Source organism: Streptomyces sp. SID12488, assembly GCF_010548275.1.
GTDB lineage: Bacteria > Actinomycetota > Actinomycetes > Streptomycetales > Streptomycetaceae > Streptomyces.
In genome coordinates this window covers 110,202-126,855 of the sequence record NZ_JAAGLT010000028.1, presented here as the reverse complement: position 1 = coordinate 126,855, position 16,654 = coordinate 110,202, and the positions used below count along the sequence as shown (strand labels likewise).

General features: G+C 69.5%; 13 protein-coding genes and 3 pseudogenes. 13 read left to right on the top strand and 3 right to left on the bottom strand.

The genetic code is table 11. The features are described from left to right. From G3I56_RS44270 to G3I56_RS33075, 3 genes and pseudogenes are all read left to right on the top strand, one after another. A pseudogene (locus tag G3I56_RS44270) lies at positions 1-118 on the top strand (IS30 family transposase); the annotation flags it as partial. 36 nt (positions 119-154) lie between these two features. Further along, positions 155-352 (top strand): hypothetical protein, encoded by a 198-nt coding sequence (locus G3I56_RS33080; protein WP_164415475.1) that lies wholly within the window; start codon positions 155-157, stop codon positions 350-352. 12 nt (positions 353-364) lie between these two features. Beyond that, a pseudogene (locus tag G3I56_RS33075) lies at positions 365-1,051 on the top strand (IS3 family transposase); the annotation flags it as partial. 461 nt (positions 1,052-1,512) lie between these two features. Here the strand turns inward: G3I56_RS33075 and G3I56_RS33070 are convergent. Further along, positions 1,513-2,811 carry a cytochrome P450 gene (locus tag G3I56_RS33070; protein ID WP_164415473.1) on the bottom strand — a complete coding sequence of 433 codons (1,299 nt, stop codon included), beginning with the start codon at positions 2,809-2,811 and terminating at the stop codon, positions 1,513-1,515. Between the two features lie 21 nt (positions 2,812-2,832). Next, on the bottom strand, positions 2,833-4,188 hold the full coding sequence (locus tag G3I56_RS33065) for a glutamine synthetase family protein (protein WP_164415471.1): 1,356 nt from the start codon (positions 4,186-4,188) through the stop codon (positions 2,833-2,835). Between the two features lie 365 nt (positions 4,189-4,553). On the opposite strand from G3I56_RS33065, the gene G3I56_RS33060 reads away from it, so the two are divergent. The 10 genes and pseudogenes from G3I56_RS33060 to G3I56_RS33015 all read left to right on the top strand — a co-directional run bounded on the left by G3I56_RS33060 (position 4,554) and on the right by G3I56_RS33015 (position 15,215). Continuing rightward, positions 4,554-4,742, top strand: a complete 189-nt coding sequence (locus tag G3I56_RS33060; RefSeq protein ID WP_037898529.1) for a ferredoxin — start codon at positions 4,554-4,556, stop codon at positions 4,740-4,742. Positions 4,743-4,747: 5 nt separating this feature from the next. Continuing rightward, entirely contained in the window at positions 4,748-5,962 is a 1,215-nt protein-coding gene (locus tag G3I56_RS33055) for an FAD-dependent oxidoreductase (RefSeq protein ID WP_203691192.1), read from the top strand. 12 nt (positions 5,963-5,974) lie between these two features. Beyond that, positions 5,975-6,781: an acetoacetate decarboxylase family protein gene (locus G3I56_RS33050; RefSeq protein ID WP_164415469.1), complete on the top strand. Its 807-nt coding sequence runs from the start codon at positions 5,975-5,977 to the stop codon at positions 6,779-6,781. 35 nt (positions 6,782-6,816) lie between these two features. Then, positions 6,817-8,280, top strand: a complete 1,464-nt coding sequence (locus tag G3I56_RS33045) for an aldehyde dehydrogenase (RefSeq protein WP_164415467.1) — start codon at positions 6,817-6,819, stop codon at positions 8,278-8,280. Then, the gene (locus G3I56_RS33040; RefSeq protein ID WP_164415465.1) at positions 8,273-9,202 is read left to right on the top strand and encodes a 3,4-dihydroxyphenylacetate 2,3-dioxygenase; all 930 of its coding nucleotides are present in this window, start codon (positions 8,273-8,275) and stop codon (positions 9,200-9,202) included. Before G3I56_RS33045 ends, G3I56_RS33040 begins: the two co-directional genes overlap by 8 nt. 12 nt (positions 9,203-9,214) lie before the next feature. Beyond that, positions 9,215-10,060: a fumarylacetoacetate hydrolase family protein gene (locus G3I56_RS33035; RefSeq protein WP_164415463.1), complete on the top strand. Its 846-nt coding sequence runs from the start codon at positions 9,215-9,217 to the stop codon at positions 10,058-10,060. Between the two features lie 129 nt (positions 10,061-10,189). After that, on the top strand, positions 10,190-10,825 hold the full coding sequence (locus G3I56_RS33030) for a TetR family transcriptional regulator (RefSeq protein ID WP_164415461.1): 636 nt from the start codon (positions 10,190-10,192) through the stop codon (positions 10,823-10,825). Between the two features lie 211 nt (positions 10,826-11,036). Further along, positions 11,037-12,495, top strand: a pseudogene (locus G3I56_RS33025) (APC family permease). 513 nt (positions 12,496-13,008) lie between these two features. Continuing rightward, positions 13,009-14,499: an aldehyde dehydrogenase gene (locus G3I56_RS33020; RefSeq protein ID WP_164415459.1), complete on the top strand. Its 1,491-nt coding sequence runs from the start codon at positions 13,009-13,011 to the stop codon at positions 14,497-14,499. Next, a complete protein-coding gene (locus G3I56_RS33015) occupies positions 14,496-15,215 on the top strand; it encodes a gamma-glutamyl-gamma-aminobutyrate hydrolase family protein (protein ID WP_164415457.1) in 720 nt (239 codons plus the stop codon). Before G3I56_RS33020 ends, G3I56_RS33015 begins: the two co-directional genes overlap by 4 nt. Positions 15,216-15,499: 284 nt before the next feature. On the opposite strand, the gene G3I56_RS33010 is transcribed toward G3I56_RS33015, so the two are convergent. Next, on the bottom strand, positions 15,500-16,075 hold the full coding sequence (locus G3I56_RS33010) for a MarR family transcriptional regulator (protein ID WP_164415503.1): 576 nt from the start codon (positions 16,073-16,075) through the stop codon (positions 15,500-15,502). Positions 16,076-16,654: the final 579 nt, after the last annotated feature.

The following is a 16,654-nucleotide window of genomic DNA, read 5'->3' as shown; positions in this document are numbered from 1 at the left end:
AAACCTGTCGACGTTCAGCCAGGACGACCTCGACGCCATCGCGACGAAGCTCAACAACCGTCCGCGCAAGTGCCTGGGATTCCGCACCCCGGCCGAGAGTGTTGCCTTGACCGGTTGAATCTAAGACCGCCTTCTTCGCGAAGGAGAGCGACCGGTGAGCACGATTTGCCGGTTCATCCATGCGGAGAAGGCGAACTACACGGTCACACTGCTGTGCAAGGTGATGAAGACCGCCCGCTCAACGTACTACGCATGGGTGGCCGGCCGGAAAGCCCGCGAAGCAAGGCGGCGGGACGACGAGGCCCTGGCCCACGAAATCACGGTGATCCACCTCGCGTCCCGGCACAACTAGGGCGTCCCGCGTGTCACCGCCGCGTTGCGCCGACAGGGCCGGCTGGTCAACCGCAAACGGGTGGAGCGGGTCATGCGGCAATACGGCATCGCCGGGAACAGCCGGCGCACCGGACGCCGCAGTCTGACCAAGGCCGACAGCAAGACCGCCCCAGCTCCCGACCTGATCGGCCGGGACTTTACCGCCACCAGCCCCGGAACGAAGGTCGTCGGGGATATCACCCACATCCCCACCGCCGAAGGCTGGCTCTACCTCGCCTCGTGGCTGGACCTGGCCACCCGGGAAGTGATCGGGTACTCGGTGGCCGACCACCACCGCGCCGAACTCGTCGTCGACGCCCTGGACATGGCCGCCGCGCTGGGTCGCCTGGAGCCCGGCTGCGTGATCCACAGCGACTGCGGATCGGAATACACCTCCACCCAACTCCGCACGGAAATAGGCGAGTTGGGGCACAGGCAAAGCATGGGCCGAACCGGAAGCTGCTTCGGCAACGCCGCCGCGGAGAGCTTCTGGGCCGTCCTGAAAGAAGAGATCGGCATCCGCTTCTGGACCGACCGGGCCACCGCCCGAGCCGGCATCTTCGACTTCATCGAGACCTTCTACTACAGACGCCGTCTACGCAAGCACATCCACTGGGGCTACCTCACGCCCCACGAAACACGCCTGCGCTACCGGCAACATCAGGCCCTCGCGGCATAACAACGCCGTGTCCAAGATCTCGGGGAAACTTCAATCTTGGCCACGCCCATGCCCTGGGCCGATAAGAGCACCATCTGTGCTCGGCGCCAGGTCACCACCGATCCGGTACTTCGGCGGACGATCCGCAGCAGCCGCTGACTCTCATCGTCATCGATTTCGCGGACCCGCACACGCTCAGCCGACACCACCGCGTGAGTCGCCAGCATGTCGAACCCGTCTGGCCGCCCTGTCGCCAGGCCGGCGCATAACGGGGCCTGTTGCCGAGATATGAGGCGGGCGCTGGAGCCGGGCTTGGTCGCCCAGCTCACCGGGAGATGGAAGACCGGCAGAGCCCCGAACGGCAAGACCTTTTGGTGCGACCATGTCCTTCCGAACGGCCGCGATCAGAGTGTTGCCGCCGCAAACACACAGAGCTGTGGGCACCCAGCGGTCCGGGTGGCCACAGCTCTGTGTACAGGCGGTCAGGCGAGGGTGACCTCGACCGGCAGTTTCTTGATGCCGTTGACGAAGTTGGAGCGGACCCGGGGGACGTCGCCGGCGAGGCGGATGCGGGCGAGGCGCGGGATCAGTTCCTCGAACATGATGCGGATCTCGGTGCGGGCGAGCAGGTTGCCCAGGCACAGGTGGGGGCCGCCCTTGCCGAAGGTGAGGTGGTCGTTGTCCTGGCGGGTGACGTCGAAGTCGTACGGGTTGCCGAAGACCTCTTCGTCGCGGTTGCCGGAGGCGTACCACATGACGACCTTGTCGCCCTCCTTCACCTGCTTGCCGCCGAGTTCGACGTCGCGTGTCGCGGTACGGCGGAAGTGGTAGACGGGCGTGGCCCAGCGCAGGAACTCCTCGACGGCGACCGGGATGAGAGAGGGGTCTTCCTGGAGCCTGATCAGCTGCTCGGGGTGCTGGATGAGGGCCAGCATGGAGTGCGAGATGGTGTGCCGGGTGGTCTCGTTGCCGGCCACGACCAGCAGCAGGAAGTAGTTGTCGAAGTCCTGCGCGGAGAGCGGGACGCCGTCGCGCGGGGTTTGGTTGATGAGCCTGGAGATCAGGTCGGTGCCGGTGCCGCCCCTCCGCTGGCGGACCAGCTCCCGTCCGTACTCGAAGACCTCCAGCGAGGCCGGGCTGCGGAAGGGCAGATCCTTGTACTGCTCGCTCTCCTCGCTGTGGAGGAGGACATCGGCGTAGTCGGGGTCCGTGTTGCCCATGATCCGGTTGCCCCAGTCGATGAGCTGCTGGTTGTCCTCCGGGGGGACGTCGAGGAGCCGGGCGAGGACGTTGATGGGGAAGTCGGCGGCGACGTCGGCGACGAAGTCGAAGGTGCCCTTGGCGAGGGCCGTGTCCAGCGTCCTGGCGGTCAGGCCGCGCAGGAAGTCGGCGTACTCGTTGATGACGCCCTGGCCGAACTGACGCTGCAGCAGGCTGCGCATCGCACGGTGGCGTACGCCGTCCAGTTCCAGGATGGAGGCGCGCTTCTTGATCTGGTCGTCGTCGAGTTCTTCGAGGTTGGCGAACTTGGTGGAGGTGAAGGTCTGCGGGTCGCGTCCCACGCGGGCGATGTCCTCGTGCCGGGTGACGGCCCAGAAGCCGTGGTTGGGCTCGGGCTCCGGTTGCCAGTGGACCGGGTCCTGGTGGCGCAGGGTGTGGAACATGCGCCAGGGGGTGACGCCGTCGAGGAACTTGTCGTTGTCGGCGAGGTCGACCTCGTCCAGCGGCATCGGGTCGTCGGGGGCGTGGTGGGTGTCGGTGGTGTTCAGGGTGCTCGTCATGGTGTGCTCCTGGCGGGGTGCTCAGAGGTGGTAGGAGTACTCGGCGAACTCCCAGTCGGTGACGTGCCGTTGGAAGCGTTCGGCCTCGTCGCGCTTGTAGGCGAGGAAGGACGCGGTGAAGTCCTTGCCCAGCAGTTCGATGAGCTCTACGTCGGCTTCCAGGGCGTCGAGCGCGGCGGTCAGGTTCATCGGCAGGACCTGGGACTTCTCCAGGTCGTAGCCGTAGCCCTCCAGCGGCGCGGGCGGCTCCTTGCCCTCCTGGACGCCGAGCAGGGCGGCGGCGGTGAGCGCGGCGATCGCGAGATACGGGTTGGCGCCGGCGTCTCCGAGCCGTAGCTCCAGGCGGGCGCCGGAGCCGCGCTCGGGCGGGATGCGGACCATGGCGCTTCGGTTGTCCAGGCCCCAGTTGATCAGCCAGGGCGCGAGGGTGTCGGGCCCGAAGCGCTTGTACGAGTTGACGGTCGGGTTGAGCAGCGCGGCGAGCGCCGGGGCGTGGGTGAGGAGGCCGGCGATGGCGTGCCGGGCGTTGCCGGAGAGACCGAAGGCGCCGGCCGGGTCGTCGAAGACGTTGCGGCCGTCGGCGTCGACGCAGGAGAAGTGCAGGTGGAAGCCGGAGCCGCCCGAATCGTTGAAGGGCTTGGCCATGAAGGTGGCCAACTTGCCTTCCTTGCGAGCCAGTTCCTTGACAGCGGCCTTGAAGCGGAATGCCCGGTCGGCGGCGTCCAGGGCGTCGGAGTGGGTCAGGTTGATCTCGTACTGGCCGCCGTCGAACTCGTGGTTGCCGGTGATGACGCCGATACCGAGGTCGCGCAGCTGTCGCAGGGTACGCAGCAGGTGGTTGTCGGGGTCGGCGCGCAGGCCGGCGGTGTAGACGGACCCGGTGACGGTGGGGCTGCGCCGCCAGCCGTTCGGCGCGGTGGCGTCCTCTTCGAGGAGGAAGTACTCCAGCTCCGGGCCGACGATCGGGCTCAGACCCGCGTCCGTACATCGGGCCAGCACCGAGCGCAGCAGATCGCGCGGCGACTCCGCGGCCGGGGCGGCGGTCGCCGGGTCGGTCGTGTCACCGAGACACCACGCAACGCCGGGCTCCCAGGGCACGCTTGCGAGGGTGCTCAGGTCCGGTCGCACGGAGATGTCGGGCAGGCCGGCATCGATGCCGCCCTGGATCGCGACGACGTCGCCGCGCGGGGTGGTGTGGTAGACGGCGCGACAGAAGGCCAGGCCGTGCTCGCAGGCCGACGGCAGGTGGTCGAGCAGCACGTCGCGGGCGCGGTCGGTGCCGATGAGGTCGGGGTAGGTCACCCGGACCACGTCGATGCCCTCGGCGGCGAGCCGGTCCTGGTGCCGGCGGACGGATGGGGTGTCGTGAGCGCTCACCGATGTCTCCTCGGCGGATTCGGGGCACCTCTCGGGCGTCGAGCCCGGGGGGAGGGTGGCGGAGCGAAGACTGGCTGGGGCGCCGGGCGATGCCGCGGTCGTGAAGCCCCGGTCAATCATTTGAAGCCAAACGGTATGGAGGTGGCCACCTTCCCGCAAGGGGGTGTGCCAAAGAATTTATCCATCCGGATAGGTATTGACCAGAGCGTGGCGGCTTCCTATGTTGTTTGAAGCCAAACGAGTCAGGGGTTCGGCTTCCCGTACCCCTGTGGCTGGGGGCCCGGCCACTGGCCGGGCCCTTCCATCCCGCCCCTGCCCCTCTCTCCCGCCCGCTCCGGCGCACCCACCTTCCAGGAGGACCGGCAATGAAGGTCGTCGTCGACATGAACAAGTGCAAGGACCACGGACAGTGCGTCTTCGCGGCCCCCGACGTTTTCCAGCTGGACGACAACGGACGGCTGGCCTACGTCAGCGACCCGGACGACACCCTGCGCGACGAGGTCGAGGAGGCCGCGGACGTCTGTCCGCTACAGGCCATCCGGATCGAGGACTGAGCGGCATGACGACGCAGCGCATCATCGTCGCCGGGGCCTCCATGGGCGGCCTGCGCGCGGCCGAACAACTCCGCGGCGTCGGGTGGACCGGCGCGATCACCGTGATCGGTGACGAGCCCCACATGCCGTACAACCGGCCGCCTCTCTCCAAGGAAGCGCTGGCCGGAAAGGCGTCGTTCGAATCCCTGGCCTTCACTCCCAAGGCGAGCGCGGCCGACGTGGAGTGGCGGCTCGGTACGAGCGTCACGAGCGCCCGACTCGCCGAGCGGGTCGTCGTGCTCGACAGCGGCGAGGAGCTGCCCTTCGACGGACTGGTCGTCGCCACGGGTATGCGTCCCCGGCGCCTGCGCTGCGAAGGCCCCGCGGTCGGCCGCCACACCGTACGGACTTTCGGTGACGCTCAGGCCCTGCGGGCGGAGCTGGTCCGGCCGGGCGCCCAGGTCGTCGTCATCGGTGCCGGGTTCATCGGCTGTGAGGTGGCCGCCACCGCGGTCGGTCTCGGCGTCACGGACGTCACCGTGGTCGACCCACTGCCGCTGCCCATGGTCGGACCACTCGGCGAGCTGCCGGCCCGCGCGCTGCTGGGGCGGCACGAGGAACGCGGTGTGCGCTTCGCTCTCGGTGCGGGGGTCTCGGGGTTCGAGGGCGAGGAGCACGTCATCGGGGTCGTACTGAGTGACGGGACGGTACTCCCGGCCGATGTGGTCGTGGAGTCGGTCGGCTCCGTCGCCAACACCGAGTGGCTCGACGGCAACGGTCTCGACCTGACCGACGGCGTGCTCACCGACGGGCAGCTGCGGGTCGGCGGACTGCCGTACGTCGTCGCGGTCGGCGACGTCGCCCGCTTCCCCAATGCCCGCTACGACGGTGTACCGCGCCGGGTCGAGCACTGGTCGATCCCCGGCGACACCGCGAAGCACGCGGCCAAGGCACTGATGGCTCATCTCACGGGTGCGGAAGCCGACTTGCCGCCGTTCGCGCCGCTGCCCACCTTCTGGAGCGACCAGCACGACTTCCGGCTGCAGTCCTTCGGTTCCCCCGTACTCGGCCTCGCCGACGTCCGCGTCCTGGCCGGCGATCCGGGCGGCGACATGCTCGTCGGCTACCACACCGACGGCGGGCAGCTCGTCGGCGTCGTCGCCCTCGGCGGCCCAGCCGCCGCCACCGGCGCCGCCCGCTACCGCGCCCAGCTGCTCAGGCAGCCCGCCCTCACCGCGTAAGGAACCAACGTCATGGCCAGCGTCCGTGGTTACTTCCACCCCAAGACGGCGACCGGATCGTCGTCCCTGATCCCCTCACCCCCCTGGCACTACTCCGGCGACCTGCTCACGATCGAGTACCGCACTGATCCCGCACGTGTAGGGGAGTTGCTGCCCGCACCGCTGGAACTCGCCGAGGAGGACCCGGGCGCGGTCGCGCTGATCTGGGCCGACTGGCAGTCCTGCTCCGGTACGAAGGAGGAACTGCTGGACCCGGTGCGCGCCCAGTACAAGGAGGCCTTCGCCGTCGTCCGCTGCTCGTACCAGGGGCGGACGTACTCGCGCTGCGTGTACATCTGGGTCGACAAGGACTTCGCGATCGCCCGCGGGCTGCACCAGGGCTACCCGAAGAAGCTCGGTTCGATCCACCAGACGCGCCCGCACCTGTACGGTCCGGCCCCGCGCATCGAGGCCGGAGCCCGCTTCGGCGCCACCCTCGCCGCAGCCGACCGACGCCTGGCACAGACGGTGGTGACCCTGCGCGAGCCGTCCGAGACCAACGGCTTCGTCAACGGCCACCCGATGGCCCACCACCGCTGGCTTCCCTCCATCGAGAACGGCAAGGGCCTCGCGCTCGACGAGTTGATCGAGACCGGTGCCGCGTCCTTCGAGGCCGGACAACCGTGGGTCGGCGATGCGGAACTGGAGCTGTTCGAGGCGCCGACGGAAGAGCTGGCCCGGCTGGAGATCCGAGAGCCGATCGCCGCGTACTACCGGCAGGTGGGCGTCGTCTGGGACGGCGGCCGACTGCTGGAATCCGGCACCTCCGAGGCCGAGTAACCCCCCTTACGCATCAGAAGACCTGGAGACCGGACATGACCGAGCACATCACCACGGTGGCCGGGGTCGCCGTCGACACCCGGCACTGGATCGGCGGCGAACGCGTGGCGTCCGTCGAGACGTTCACCGACGTGTCGCCGATCGACGGAAGCACCCTTGGAGAGATCTCCCGGGGCACGGCGACGGAGGCCGCGGCGGCCGTCGCCGCCGCTCGCGCCGCCTTTCCCGCCTGGGCCGCCACGTCGCGCGCCGAGCGCGCCCGCATCCTGCACGCCATCGCCGACGGAGTCGAGAAGCGCATCGAGGACCTCGCCAATGTCGAGACGCTGGACAACGGCGCCCTCCTGCGTTCCCACCGCCGCGGTGTGATGCCGCGCGTGGCGCACAACTTCCGCTTCTTCGCCGACTGGCTGCTGAAGCTGGAGCATCAGGACTTCGCCACTCGCGGCCACACCAACCACGTGAGCTGGGACCCGGCGGGCCCGTGCGTGCTGATCACGCCGTGGAACGCCCCGCTGATGCTGGCCACCTGGAAGGTCGCCCCGGCGCTGGCCGCCGGGAACACGGTGATCCTCAAGCCCGCCGAGTGGTCCCCGCTCACTGCTTCGCTGCTCGCCGACATCGCGGCCGAGGCAGGGCTGCCGGCCGGTGTCCTCAACGTCGTGCAGGGATACGGCACCGAGGTCGGCAATCCTCTTGTCTCGCACCCGGACGTCCGCCGGATCAGCTTCACCGGTTCCGTGCCCACCGCCCAGCACATCGCCCGGGCGGCCGCCGCCAACCTCACCCCTCTCAGCCTCGAACTCGGCGGAAAGTCTCCGCTGTTGGTCTTTGCCGACGCGGACCTCGACCTCGCCGTGGACCTGGCGGTGGAGCAGTACGACAACGCCGGACAGGTATGCCTGGCCGCGACCCGCATCCTTGTCGAGGAGACGGTCTCGGACGAGTTCACCCGCCGGTTCGTGGAAAAGGTGAGCCGGCTCAGGCAGGGTGACCCGCGTGACGAGGGCACCGACCTCGGCCCCAACATCCACCCGCGCCAGCTGGAGAAGATCGACGGCTTCGTGCGTCGCGCGCTCGACGACGGGGCTCGCGCGGTCATCGGCGCCAAGCGCAAGGACGCTCTGTACTACGAGCCGACCCTCCTCACCGACGTCGCCCAGGACTCGGAGATCGTGCAGGAGGAGGTCTTCGGTCCGGTCCTGACGCTCCAGACCTTCGGCGACGAGGAAGAGGCCGTGCGCTTCGCCAACGACACCCGCTTCGGTCTGGCCGCCACCCTCGTCACCGGCGACCACGAGCGCGCCGAGCGGGTCACCGCGCGGCTCGTCGCGGGCACGGTCTGGGTCAACTGCTTCTTCGTACGCGACCTCCAGGCTCCCTTCGGCGGCTCCCGCCACTCGGGCGTCGGCCGGGAGGGCGGCACATGGAGCTTCGACTTCTACTGCGACGTCAAGAACACCGTCACCGCGCCGAACGGATGGCAAGACCATGGGTGAAATCGTCGGGGCGGGTCTGCTCGCCCACGTCCCCACCATCGTGCTGCCGGAGGGGGACCGGCTCGAGCTGAACCAGGGCAAGGAGATCACCCTCGTCACCGGCTTGCGACAGCTCCGCGAGGACGTCTTCGACAGTGACGACTACGACACCGTCGTGGTCCTGGACTCGCACTGGGCCACCACCGTCGAGTTCGTCGTCACCGCCCAGCAGCGCAGGGCCGGACTGTTCACCTCCGAGGAACTGCCGCGCGGCATGTGCCGGATGCCGTACGACTTCCCGGGTGATCCCGAACTGGCCCACAACATCGCCCGGTTCGCCGACAAGCACGGCACCTGGGTCACCGCGATCGACGACGAGTACCTCCCGATCTACTACGCCACCATCAACCTGTGGAAGTTCCTCGGCGAGGGGCTGCCGGACAAGCGATGGGTGACCATAGGCGTCTGCCAGACCGGTGACATGGAGGACCACCTGCGGCTCGGCCGCGCCCTGGCGGACGGTATCGCCGCCACCCCTGGCCGCCGCGTGCTGCTGATCGCCTCCGGAGCGCTGTCGCACACCTTCTGGCCGCTGCGCGAGCTTCGCGACCACGAGTCGAGCGACCCCGGCCACATCTTCACGTCCGAGGCCCGCGATGCCGACTACGAGCGCATCGCCTGGTTCAAGGAGGGCCGCCACGGCAAGGTCCTCGACACCATGGACGAGTTCTGGAAGTACAAGCCCGAGGCCCGCTTCTACCACTACCTGATGATGGCCGGCGCCCTCGGCGAGCAGGCATGCGTCGCCGAGGCACGTCAGTACGGCGAGTACGAGAACTCCATCGGCACCGGCCAGGTCCACCTCTGGTTCGACCGCCCGGCCGAGGGCTGGACCGGCCCGCCCGCGTCCGCCTCCCCGCGCACCCCGCACAGCCGCTCCTAGAAAGGCCCCGCCATGCCCGAATACCGCCGTGTCCTCCTCGACGGAGCCGCCGTCGAGACCGTCCGTGACGGTGACGAACTCGTCGCCGGGGACGGCCGCCGGGTCAAGATCGAGGACGCCCAGCACCTGCCGCCGGTCGTCCCGTCCAAGGTCGTCGCCGTCCACCTCAACCACCGCAGCCGGGTCGACGAGTTCCAGATCCAGCTGACCCCGACGCCGACGTACTTTCACAAGCCGACCTCCGCCCTCAACTCCCACAAGGGCGCCATCGTCCGCCCCGAGGGCTGTAAGTGGCTCAACTACGAGGGAGAGGTGGCGATCGTCATCGGCCGGACCGCGCGCAACATCTCCCCTGCCGAGGCGGGCGAGTACATCGCGGGCTACACCGTCGCCAACGACTACGGCCTGCACGACTTCCGCGACACCGACGCCGGTTCGATGCTGCGGGTGAAGGGCTCCGACACCCTGTGTCCGCTCGGCCCGGGCCTGGTCACCGACTGGGACTTCCACGGCAAGTACCTGCGCACGTACGTCAACGGCGAGGTCGTCCAGGACGGTTCGACGGATGAGATGGAGTGGGACATGCACTACCTCGTCGCCGACATCGCGCGCACCATCACTCTCCACCCCGGCGACGTGCTGCTCTCCGGCACCCCGGCCAACTCCCGCCCTGTCCAGCCCGGTGACGTCGTCGAGGTCGAGGTCGAGGGCCTGGGACGGCTCACCAACCACATCGTCACCGGCCCCACCTCGATCCGTACGGACGTCGGAGCCCAGCCCACCGAATCGGAAGAGGTCCTGTCCACCGCGCTCGGCGGCGACTGGGAGTTCCGCGGTATCCGGCCCCCCAAGCGCTGATGCCCACCGTAGGCGGAACCGCACCCGGCCTGCCGCGACGGCGCCCGGCGCGGTGCTTCACCTGTCCGTCCCCTGCGGCCGGGCAGGGGAGAGGCCGCCGTGCGTGTACGGGCCGGTAGGGTCGCACCCATGACCGAAGCCACCGGGACCCCTGAGGGCCGCAGGCCGCGCAAGCGGGTGAACTACGGGGAGGGCCGGGAGGCACTGCTCAACGCGGCCGTGCGGGTGGTGGCCCGGGGCGGTCTGCGCAAGCTCACCTATCGCGCGGTGGCGGAGGAGGCAGGGGTCACCCACGGTCTTGTCGTCCACCACTTCGGCACCCGCGACGCGCTGATCGAGGAGGCGCTCGCCCACACCGTACGCTCCAGCCTGAGCGTCAGCGCGGTCGAGCCGGGGACCGGCAAGGTGTCCGACTTCTCGGCCGGAGTGTCCGAGATGGTCACGGCCGATCCGGACACCCAGGTCTTCCAGTACGAGCTGCTGCTCGAATCCCGGCGACGGCCGGAGCTGCTGCCGCTGATCCGTGGGCTGTACGACGAGTACTTCGATGCCACCGAGCGCGAACTGTCCCGGATGCTCCCCGAGGGTGCGAACCGGGCGATGACGCGGCTGGTCTTCGCCGCCCTCGACGGTCTCGTCCTGCACCAGCTCGTTCTGGGCGGCGGACCCGAGGTCACTGACGCGGCCATCGAGGAGCTCCGCTCCCTGCTGCGGTTGCTCGACGCCGACGCAGACGGCGGGAGTGCGGGCGACAGCGGCGCCTGACTCGCCGACCTGCCTGTTGCGAGGCCCCGGACGCTTGGCGCCCGGGGCCTCGTTCGGCTCGGATGCCACCTCGGCCACGGCCTCGTACAGACGATGCGGTGGCCCAAAAAACACCACACAAACCCTTGCCATCTGGATAGTTCCAGCCCACTATGAGGCAACTCGTTTGGCTCGAAACGAAACCCCTCTCCCTTCCAGGCAGGTGATCCGCGTGGACAGTCAGACGGTCGAACCAACACAGACCGTGCAGAGCCCCTCCGCTGCAGGCCGGCTCAAACCCAACTCCCTCGGTGTTCTGGGAATCCTCTTCTTCGTTCTCTCCGCGCAGGCGCCGCTGACCGGCATAGCCGGTGCCGTGCCCATCGCCGTCGCCATCGGCAACGGGCGCGGGTGCGCCCGCCGCGTATGCCGCGGTCGGCGCCGTCATCCTGCTGTTCTCCGTCGGCTTCGTCGCCATGGGGCGACATGTCGTGGACGCCGGCGCCTTCTACACCTACATCGGCAAGGGGCTCGGCCGCCCCATCGGCTCCGGGAGCGCAGGAGTCGCGCTCTTCGCCTACTGCGCGGTCCAGGCCGCCATGTACGGCTTGTACGGCTTCATCGTCGGCGGCCTGGTCGAGCAGTACACGGGGCTGAGCGCACCGTGGTGGGTGTGGGTCCTGGTCACCATGGTGATCGTCCAGATCCTCGGTGCCGCCGGGATCGAGATGGGCGCCAAGATCCTCGCCGTCTTCGTCCTGGCCGAGTTCAGCATCCTGTTCGTCTTCGCCCTGGTGACCTTCTTCAAGGGCGGCGGTCCCGAGGGGCTGGGCTTCGCCCACAGCTTCTCGCCCCATGCGGCCCTGCAGGGGGCACCGGGCGTGGCGCTGATGTTCGCTGTGGCGTCGATGTTCGGCTTCGAGGCCACAGCGATCTACGGCGAGGAGGCACGGGAGCCCCGCAGGACCGTCCCCCGGGCCACGTACCTGTCCGTCATGGTCGTCACCGTCTTCTTCGCCTTCACCTCGTGGATGCTGGTCTCCGCCCATGGCGCCTCGAACGCCACCGCGGCCGCCGGGAAGGCGCTGGAGAGCGGCGACGCCACGTCCTGGGTCTTCGCGCCGATCACCGCGCAGTTCGGCGGATGGGCAGGTGACGCGCTGCCCATCCTGTTGGTCACCTCCCTCTTCGCCGGCGTCCTCGCCTTCCACAACTCCGCCAACCGCTACCTGTTCTCGCTCGGCCGCGACGGCCTGCTGCCGCGCGGGCTGACCGCGGTCAACCGACGCCACTCGCCCTGGGCGGCCGGCGGCGTGCAGACCGTGATCTCGCTCGCGTTGGTCATGTCCTTCGCGCTGCTGGGCAAGGACCCGGTGCTGAGCCTCTTCTCCTGGTTCAGTGGGGTCGCGGTGCTGGCGGTCATGCTCCTGTACTTCCTGACCTCCGTCTCGGTGGTCGTGTTCTTCCGCCGGGAACGGCTGGACACTCGCGCCTGGAACACGCTGATCGCCCCCGTCCTGGGTGCGCTCGGCATCGCCGGTGCCATCTGGCTGATCCTGGCCAACTTCACCACCCTCATCGGCGGGGACCAGGGCACGGCGATGTGGCTGGAGCTCACCGTCCCGGCGGTCCTGGTCCTGGGCGTCATCGCCGCGCGACTGACTCGTGGCAGGGCGCTGGTCGACGTCTGAGCCTGCCCCGCGGCGTGGCCGGCCCGGTCCTTGTCCTCCCCCTCGGGCCCGGACCGGCCACACCGACCTCTCCGGGCCGGGGGAGGGCTTGCCCTGAGTCCGGGGTGCGTGAAGAAGTCGTCAGCCGGCCGCTGTGCCACGTGGCCGACGTGCCGGCCGTACGCACCGCCCGTGCCGCCGAGGTCGAGGCAGTCGCGCGTCATAGCCCTGGTGATCTCCGGATCCGCATCCCCGGAAAGCGCCCCACCTGGAACGCCGGCCGATCTCCGGGCGCGATGACGCATTGACCGACCGAGGGCGGTGGTCGGCCCCCGGCCGCCGAAGCAGACACCAAGCACCGGTACGCCGAGGTGGTGATCCATGCGCAGGGGCGCGAGCTCGCCCGTGCATGTCCATGGCCCGTTGACCGTACGACCGAACGACAAGCCGGTCGAGACCCCGGTCTCCCCTGCGGAGACCGCCCGTGGCTTATTGTTTGGATTCAAACGTAATGCCATGACCTGGAGGCTACGCATGCTGGACATCACCCACGACGACTGGCTGCGCCGGGCCAAGGCACTGGACGTGTCCGGTGCGCACCACATCGACGGCGCCGACGAACCCGGCGGCGGGCAGTCCTACCCGGCCCTCTCGCCCCGCGACGGGCAGGTGCTGGCGCACGTGGCCGACGCCCAGCCCGCCGAGGTGGACGCCGCTGTGGCCGCCGCGCGCCGGGCCTTCGACTCGGGGCCGTGGCCACGCCTCGCACCTGCCGACCGGGGCCGGGTCCTGTTGCGGATCGCTGATCTGCTGGAGGAGCAGCGTCACCGGCTGGCGCTGACGGTCAGCCTGGAGATGGGCAAGCCGATCACGGACGCGTACGACATCGAGCTGCGCGCCGCGATCAACACCTTTCGGTGGTACGGGCAGCTGGCGGACAAGCTCACCGACGAGTCGCCGCACACCGCGCCCGACGCGCTCGCCCTGGTCACCCGCGAACCGGCGGGTGTCGTCGGCGCGGTCGTCCCCTGGAACTTCCCTCTCACGCTGGCGAGCTGGAAGGTCGCTCCGGCGCTCGCGGCCGGCTGCACCGTGGTGCTCAAGCCGTCGGAGAACTCGCCGCTGTCCGCGTTGCTGCTCGGTCGGCTGGCGACCGAGGCAGGGCTGCCGCCGGGCGTACTCAACGTCGTCACCGGCGACGGGCCCACCGCCGGACGGGCGATCGGCCTCCACCCGGACGTCGACGTGCTGGCCTTCACCGGATCCACCGCCGTCGGGCGGCACTTCCTGCGGTACGCGGCCGACTCCAACCTCAAGCGCGTCTGGCTGGAGCTGGGCGGCAAGTCACCCAACATCATCCTCCCGGACGCACCCGACCTGGAGAAGGCCGCCGAAACCGCCGCCTGGGGCATCTTCTTCAACCAGGGCGAGATGTGCACGGCCCCTTCGCGGCTGCTCGTCCACTCCTCCATTGCCGAGCGCGTGACGGACACCATCGTGGCGCGGGCCCGGGAACTACGGATCGGTGACCCGCTCGACCCGGCGACCGAGATGGGGGCGCTGGTCGGTGAGCGCCACCTGCAGCGCGTACTGGAGCACATCGGCACCGGCCTCAACGAGGGCGCTCGGCTGCGGGCCGGAGGCAGCCGCACACTCGCCGACACCGGCGGCAGTTACCTGCAGCCCACCGTCTTCGACCACGTGGATCCGGGCATGCGGCTGGCCCGTGAGGAGATCTTCGGCCCGGTCCTGTCCGTCCTCACCTTCGACGACGTCGACGAGGCGGTACGGCTGGCCAACGCCACCGAGTACGGCCTCGCCGCCGGCCTGTGGACCTCCGACCTGTCCACCGCCCACCAGGTCTCGCGGGCGCTGAAGGCCGGCACGGTCTGGGTGAACTGCTACGAGGAGGGCGATCTCACCGTGCCCTTCGGCGGCGTGAAGCAGTCCGGCAACGGCCGCGACAAGTCCGCCCACGCCATCGAGAAGTACACCGAACTCAAGACCACCTGGATCCAGCTGTGACGACGCCCGCGCGACCGCTGATCGCGATCCCCGCCCGCTTCGCCGCCTCCACCTCCGCCCTGCGCTACGCCGCCGAGGTCAACGCTCGCGCGCTGGTCGAGGCGGTCTGGCGGGCCGGCGGCGAACCGGCCACCATCCACCCCGCCGAGCCCACCGCCGCAGGCGTGGCCGCCCGCCTCGCCCGCTTCGACGGCGTCCTCCTCCCCGGCGGTGGCGATCTCGCTCCGTACCGCTACGGCGCGACCGACACCCACGACAGCGTGTACGACGTCGACGACCTCCAGGACGCCTTCGACCTGGAAGTCGCCCGCCAGTCCATCGACCTGGGCCTGCCCCTGCTCGCGATCTGCCGCGGCCTCCAGGTCGTCAACATCGCCCTCGGCGGCACCCTCCACCAGGACATGGGCGGTCCGGACCGCGAGCACCGACATGTCGTGCACCCGATGGCGATCCGGCGCGGCTCGCTGCTGGAACAGGCCACCGGCGCCGAGAAGGTGGAGGCATCCTGCTACCACCACCAGCGGGTCGACCGTACGGGCGCCGGCCTCACGATTACCGCCCGGGCCGCCGACGACACGGTGGAAGGGCTCGAACTGCCCGGAGTTCTCGGCTGGTTCGCCGCGGTCCAGTGGCACCCCGAGGACACCGCCCTCGAAGACCCCGCCCAGCAGGGACTGTTCGACGCCCTTGTAGGCGCCGCACGCGACCGCCGTTGACAGCACGAGAACTCACCGCCGTCTTCCTCGACGGACGCCGCACAAGTCCTGCCCCCGCGGCTACCTCGCTCCCGGCATAGCTCTGCGGCGCATCATCGCCGCCCGAGGGCTGGGACCGCAGGACATCGCCATCGCCCGATGCGATCAGCTGCCGCGGTCCACCGGCGGGGAGTGGGATCGCTGCCCCCGCGTCACCGGTAACGCGGGGGCTCCGAGCGCCGCCGGCCGTCATCGCGGCGGAGGCGTTCTCCCTCTGAGTCCTGCCCCGCTGCGCGGGCTCCCCTTCACGCCTTCGGCTTCGGACGGCGACCACTGCGACGCAGGGCGGGCTCGGCACCGTTCGGCAGGGCGCGCCGACGCTCCTCGCCGTGCTCCTCGACCTTGAGCACAACTCGCCGCAGTCCGTCCGCGACGCTGCGGCACTCGTCGTCCAGCTGTTCGACCACGAATGCCTCCTCCTCGTTGAACTGCGGAAACACCCGCCGCATCAGTTCCTCACCCTCGTCCGTGAGGCTGAGCAGAACCAGCCTCCCGTCGGTGGGATGACCGCCCCGTCGTATTAGCCCCCGAGCCTCCAGCGTGCGCGCGACCCCAGTGAGTGTGCCCTTGGAGATCCCCGCTTCCTCAGCCACGTGCCGGGTCTCCGGCTCGCCCCAGATCCAGACCACCCAGAGCACGACGAACGCCGTCCAGGTGAGATCGGATCCGCGGAGTACGGAGTTCTCCAGATGCTGCCGCACCGCCGAGGCCGCCCGGTGGATATTGGCCACCACAGCCATCTGCTCATGGCGGATCGGGATGCCGCCGAGCTTCGCAGCGGCCAGCTTCTCGGCTTCGGTGATGGATCGATGGCCGGGCAGGGGCACACCCCTTCGACGTCTCTGCGACGCACTGGATCGACATTACCGTTCGGCCCCAAATTGTACGAAGCTCGAGTGAGGGAGCGCTCGGCCATCGGCCGCCGATGTGCCCGTGGGCGGCTTCGCTTTCCGTATGGGGTGGTGGACTTGCCGGCGGCGAGGTCGCTGAGGTGCTGAGGTGCAGCGGAAACAGCCCCGGTGCTGGACGTCACCAGGAGATGCTGGACAACCGCCGTCAGTTCCGGATGCTGGTGGTCGCCCTGAACTGCGACCAGGGTGCGGCCGACGTGCAGACAGAGCTGCACACCTGGCGAGGCGGTTGCCACGGGTTCGATGTCATCACGCCGTCGATTCCCCTGTCCGGTCATGTCCCGCGGGGTTCGGGGAGACTCGTTGGCGCGAACACCGGCTGGATGAGCCGGCGAGCCGGCGCGGTGTACTGCCCGGACGAGGGCATCGCCGCCAGCGTGCCACGGCACCTGCCTACGCCGCCGCTGCCGAGAAGCCCGGCGCGGCGATTCTCGCCCCTTCGTATGTCTGCAGGGCGGAAGACGGCGCGAAGCCGGGCCGGCGGTGGTG

Excerpts from the sequence above, each read along its gene's own strand:
- G3I56_RS33070 (WP_164415473.1), bottom strand. The coding sequence starts at position 2,811 with ATGACGAGCACCCTGAACACCACCGACACCCACCACGCCCCCGACGAC.
- G3I56_RS33060 (WP_037898529.1), top strand. The coding sequence starts at position 4,554 with ATGAAGGTCGTCGTCGACATGAACAAGTGCAAGGACCACGGACAGTGC.
- G3I56_RS33055 (WP_203691192.1), top strand. The coding sequence starts at position 4,748 with ATGACGACGCAGCGCATCATCGTCGCCGGGGCCTCCATGGGCGGCCTG.
- G3I56_RS33050 (WP_164415469.1), top strand. The coding sequence starts at position 5,975 with ATGGCCAGCGTCCGTGGTTACTTCCACCCCAAGACGGCGACCGGATCG.
- G3I56_RS33045 (WP_164415467.1), top strand. The coding sequence starts at position 6,817 with ATGACCGAGCACATCACCACGGTGGCCGGGGTCGCCGTCGACACCCGG.
- G3I56_RS33040 (WP_164415465.1), top strand. The coding sequence starts at position 8,273 with ATGGGTGAAATCGTCGGGGCGGGTCTGCTCGCCCACGTCCCCACCATC.
- G3I56_RS33035 (WP_164415463.1), top strand. The coding sequence starts at position 9,215 with ATGCCCGAATACCGCCGTGTCCTCCTCGACGGAGCCGCCGTCGAGACC.
- G3I56_RS33030 (WP_164415461.1), top strand. The coding sequence starts at position 10,190 with ATGACCGAAGCCACCGGGACCCCTGAGGGCCGCAGGCCGCGCAAGCGG.
- G3I56_RS33020 (WP_164415459.1), top strand. The coding sequence starts at position 13,009 with ATGCTGGACATCACCCACGACGACTGGCTGCGCCGGGCCAAGGCACTG.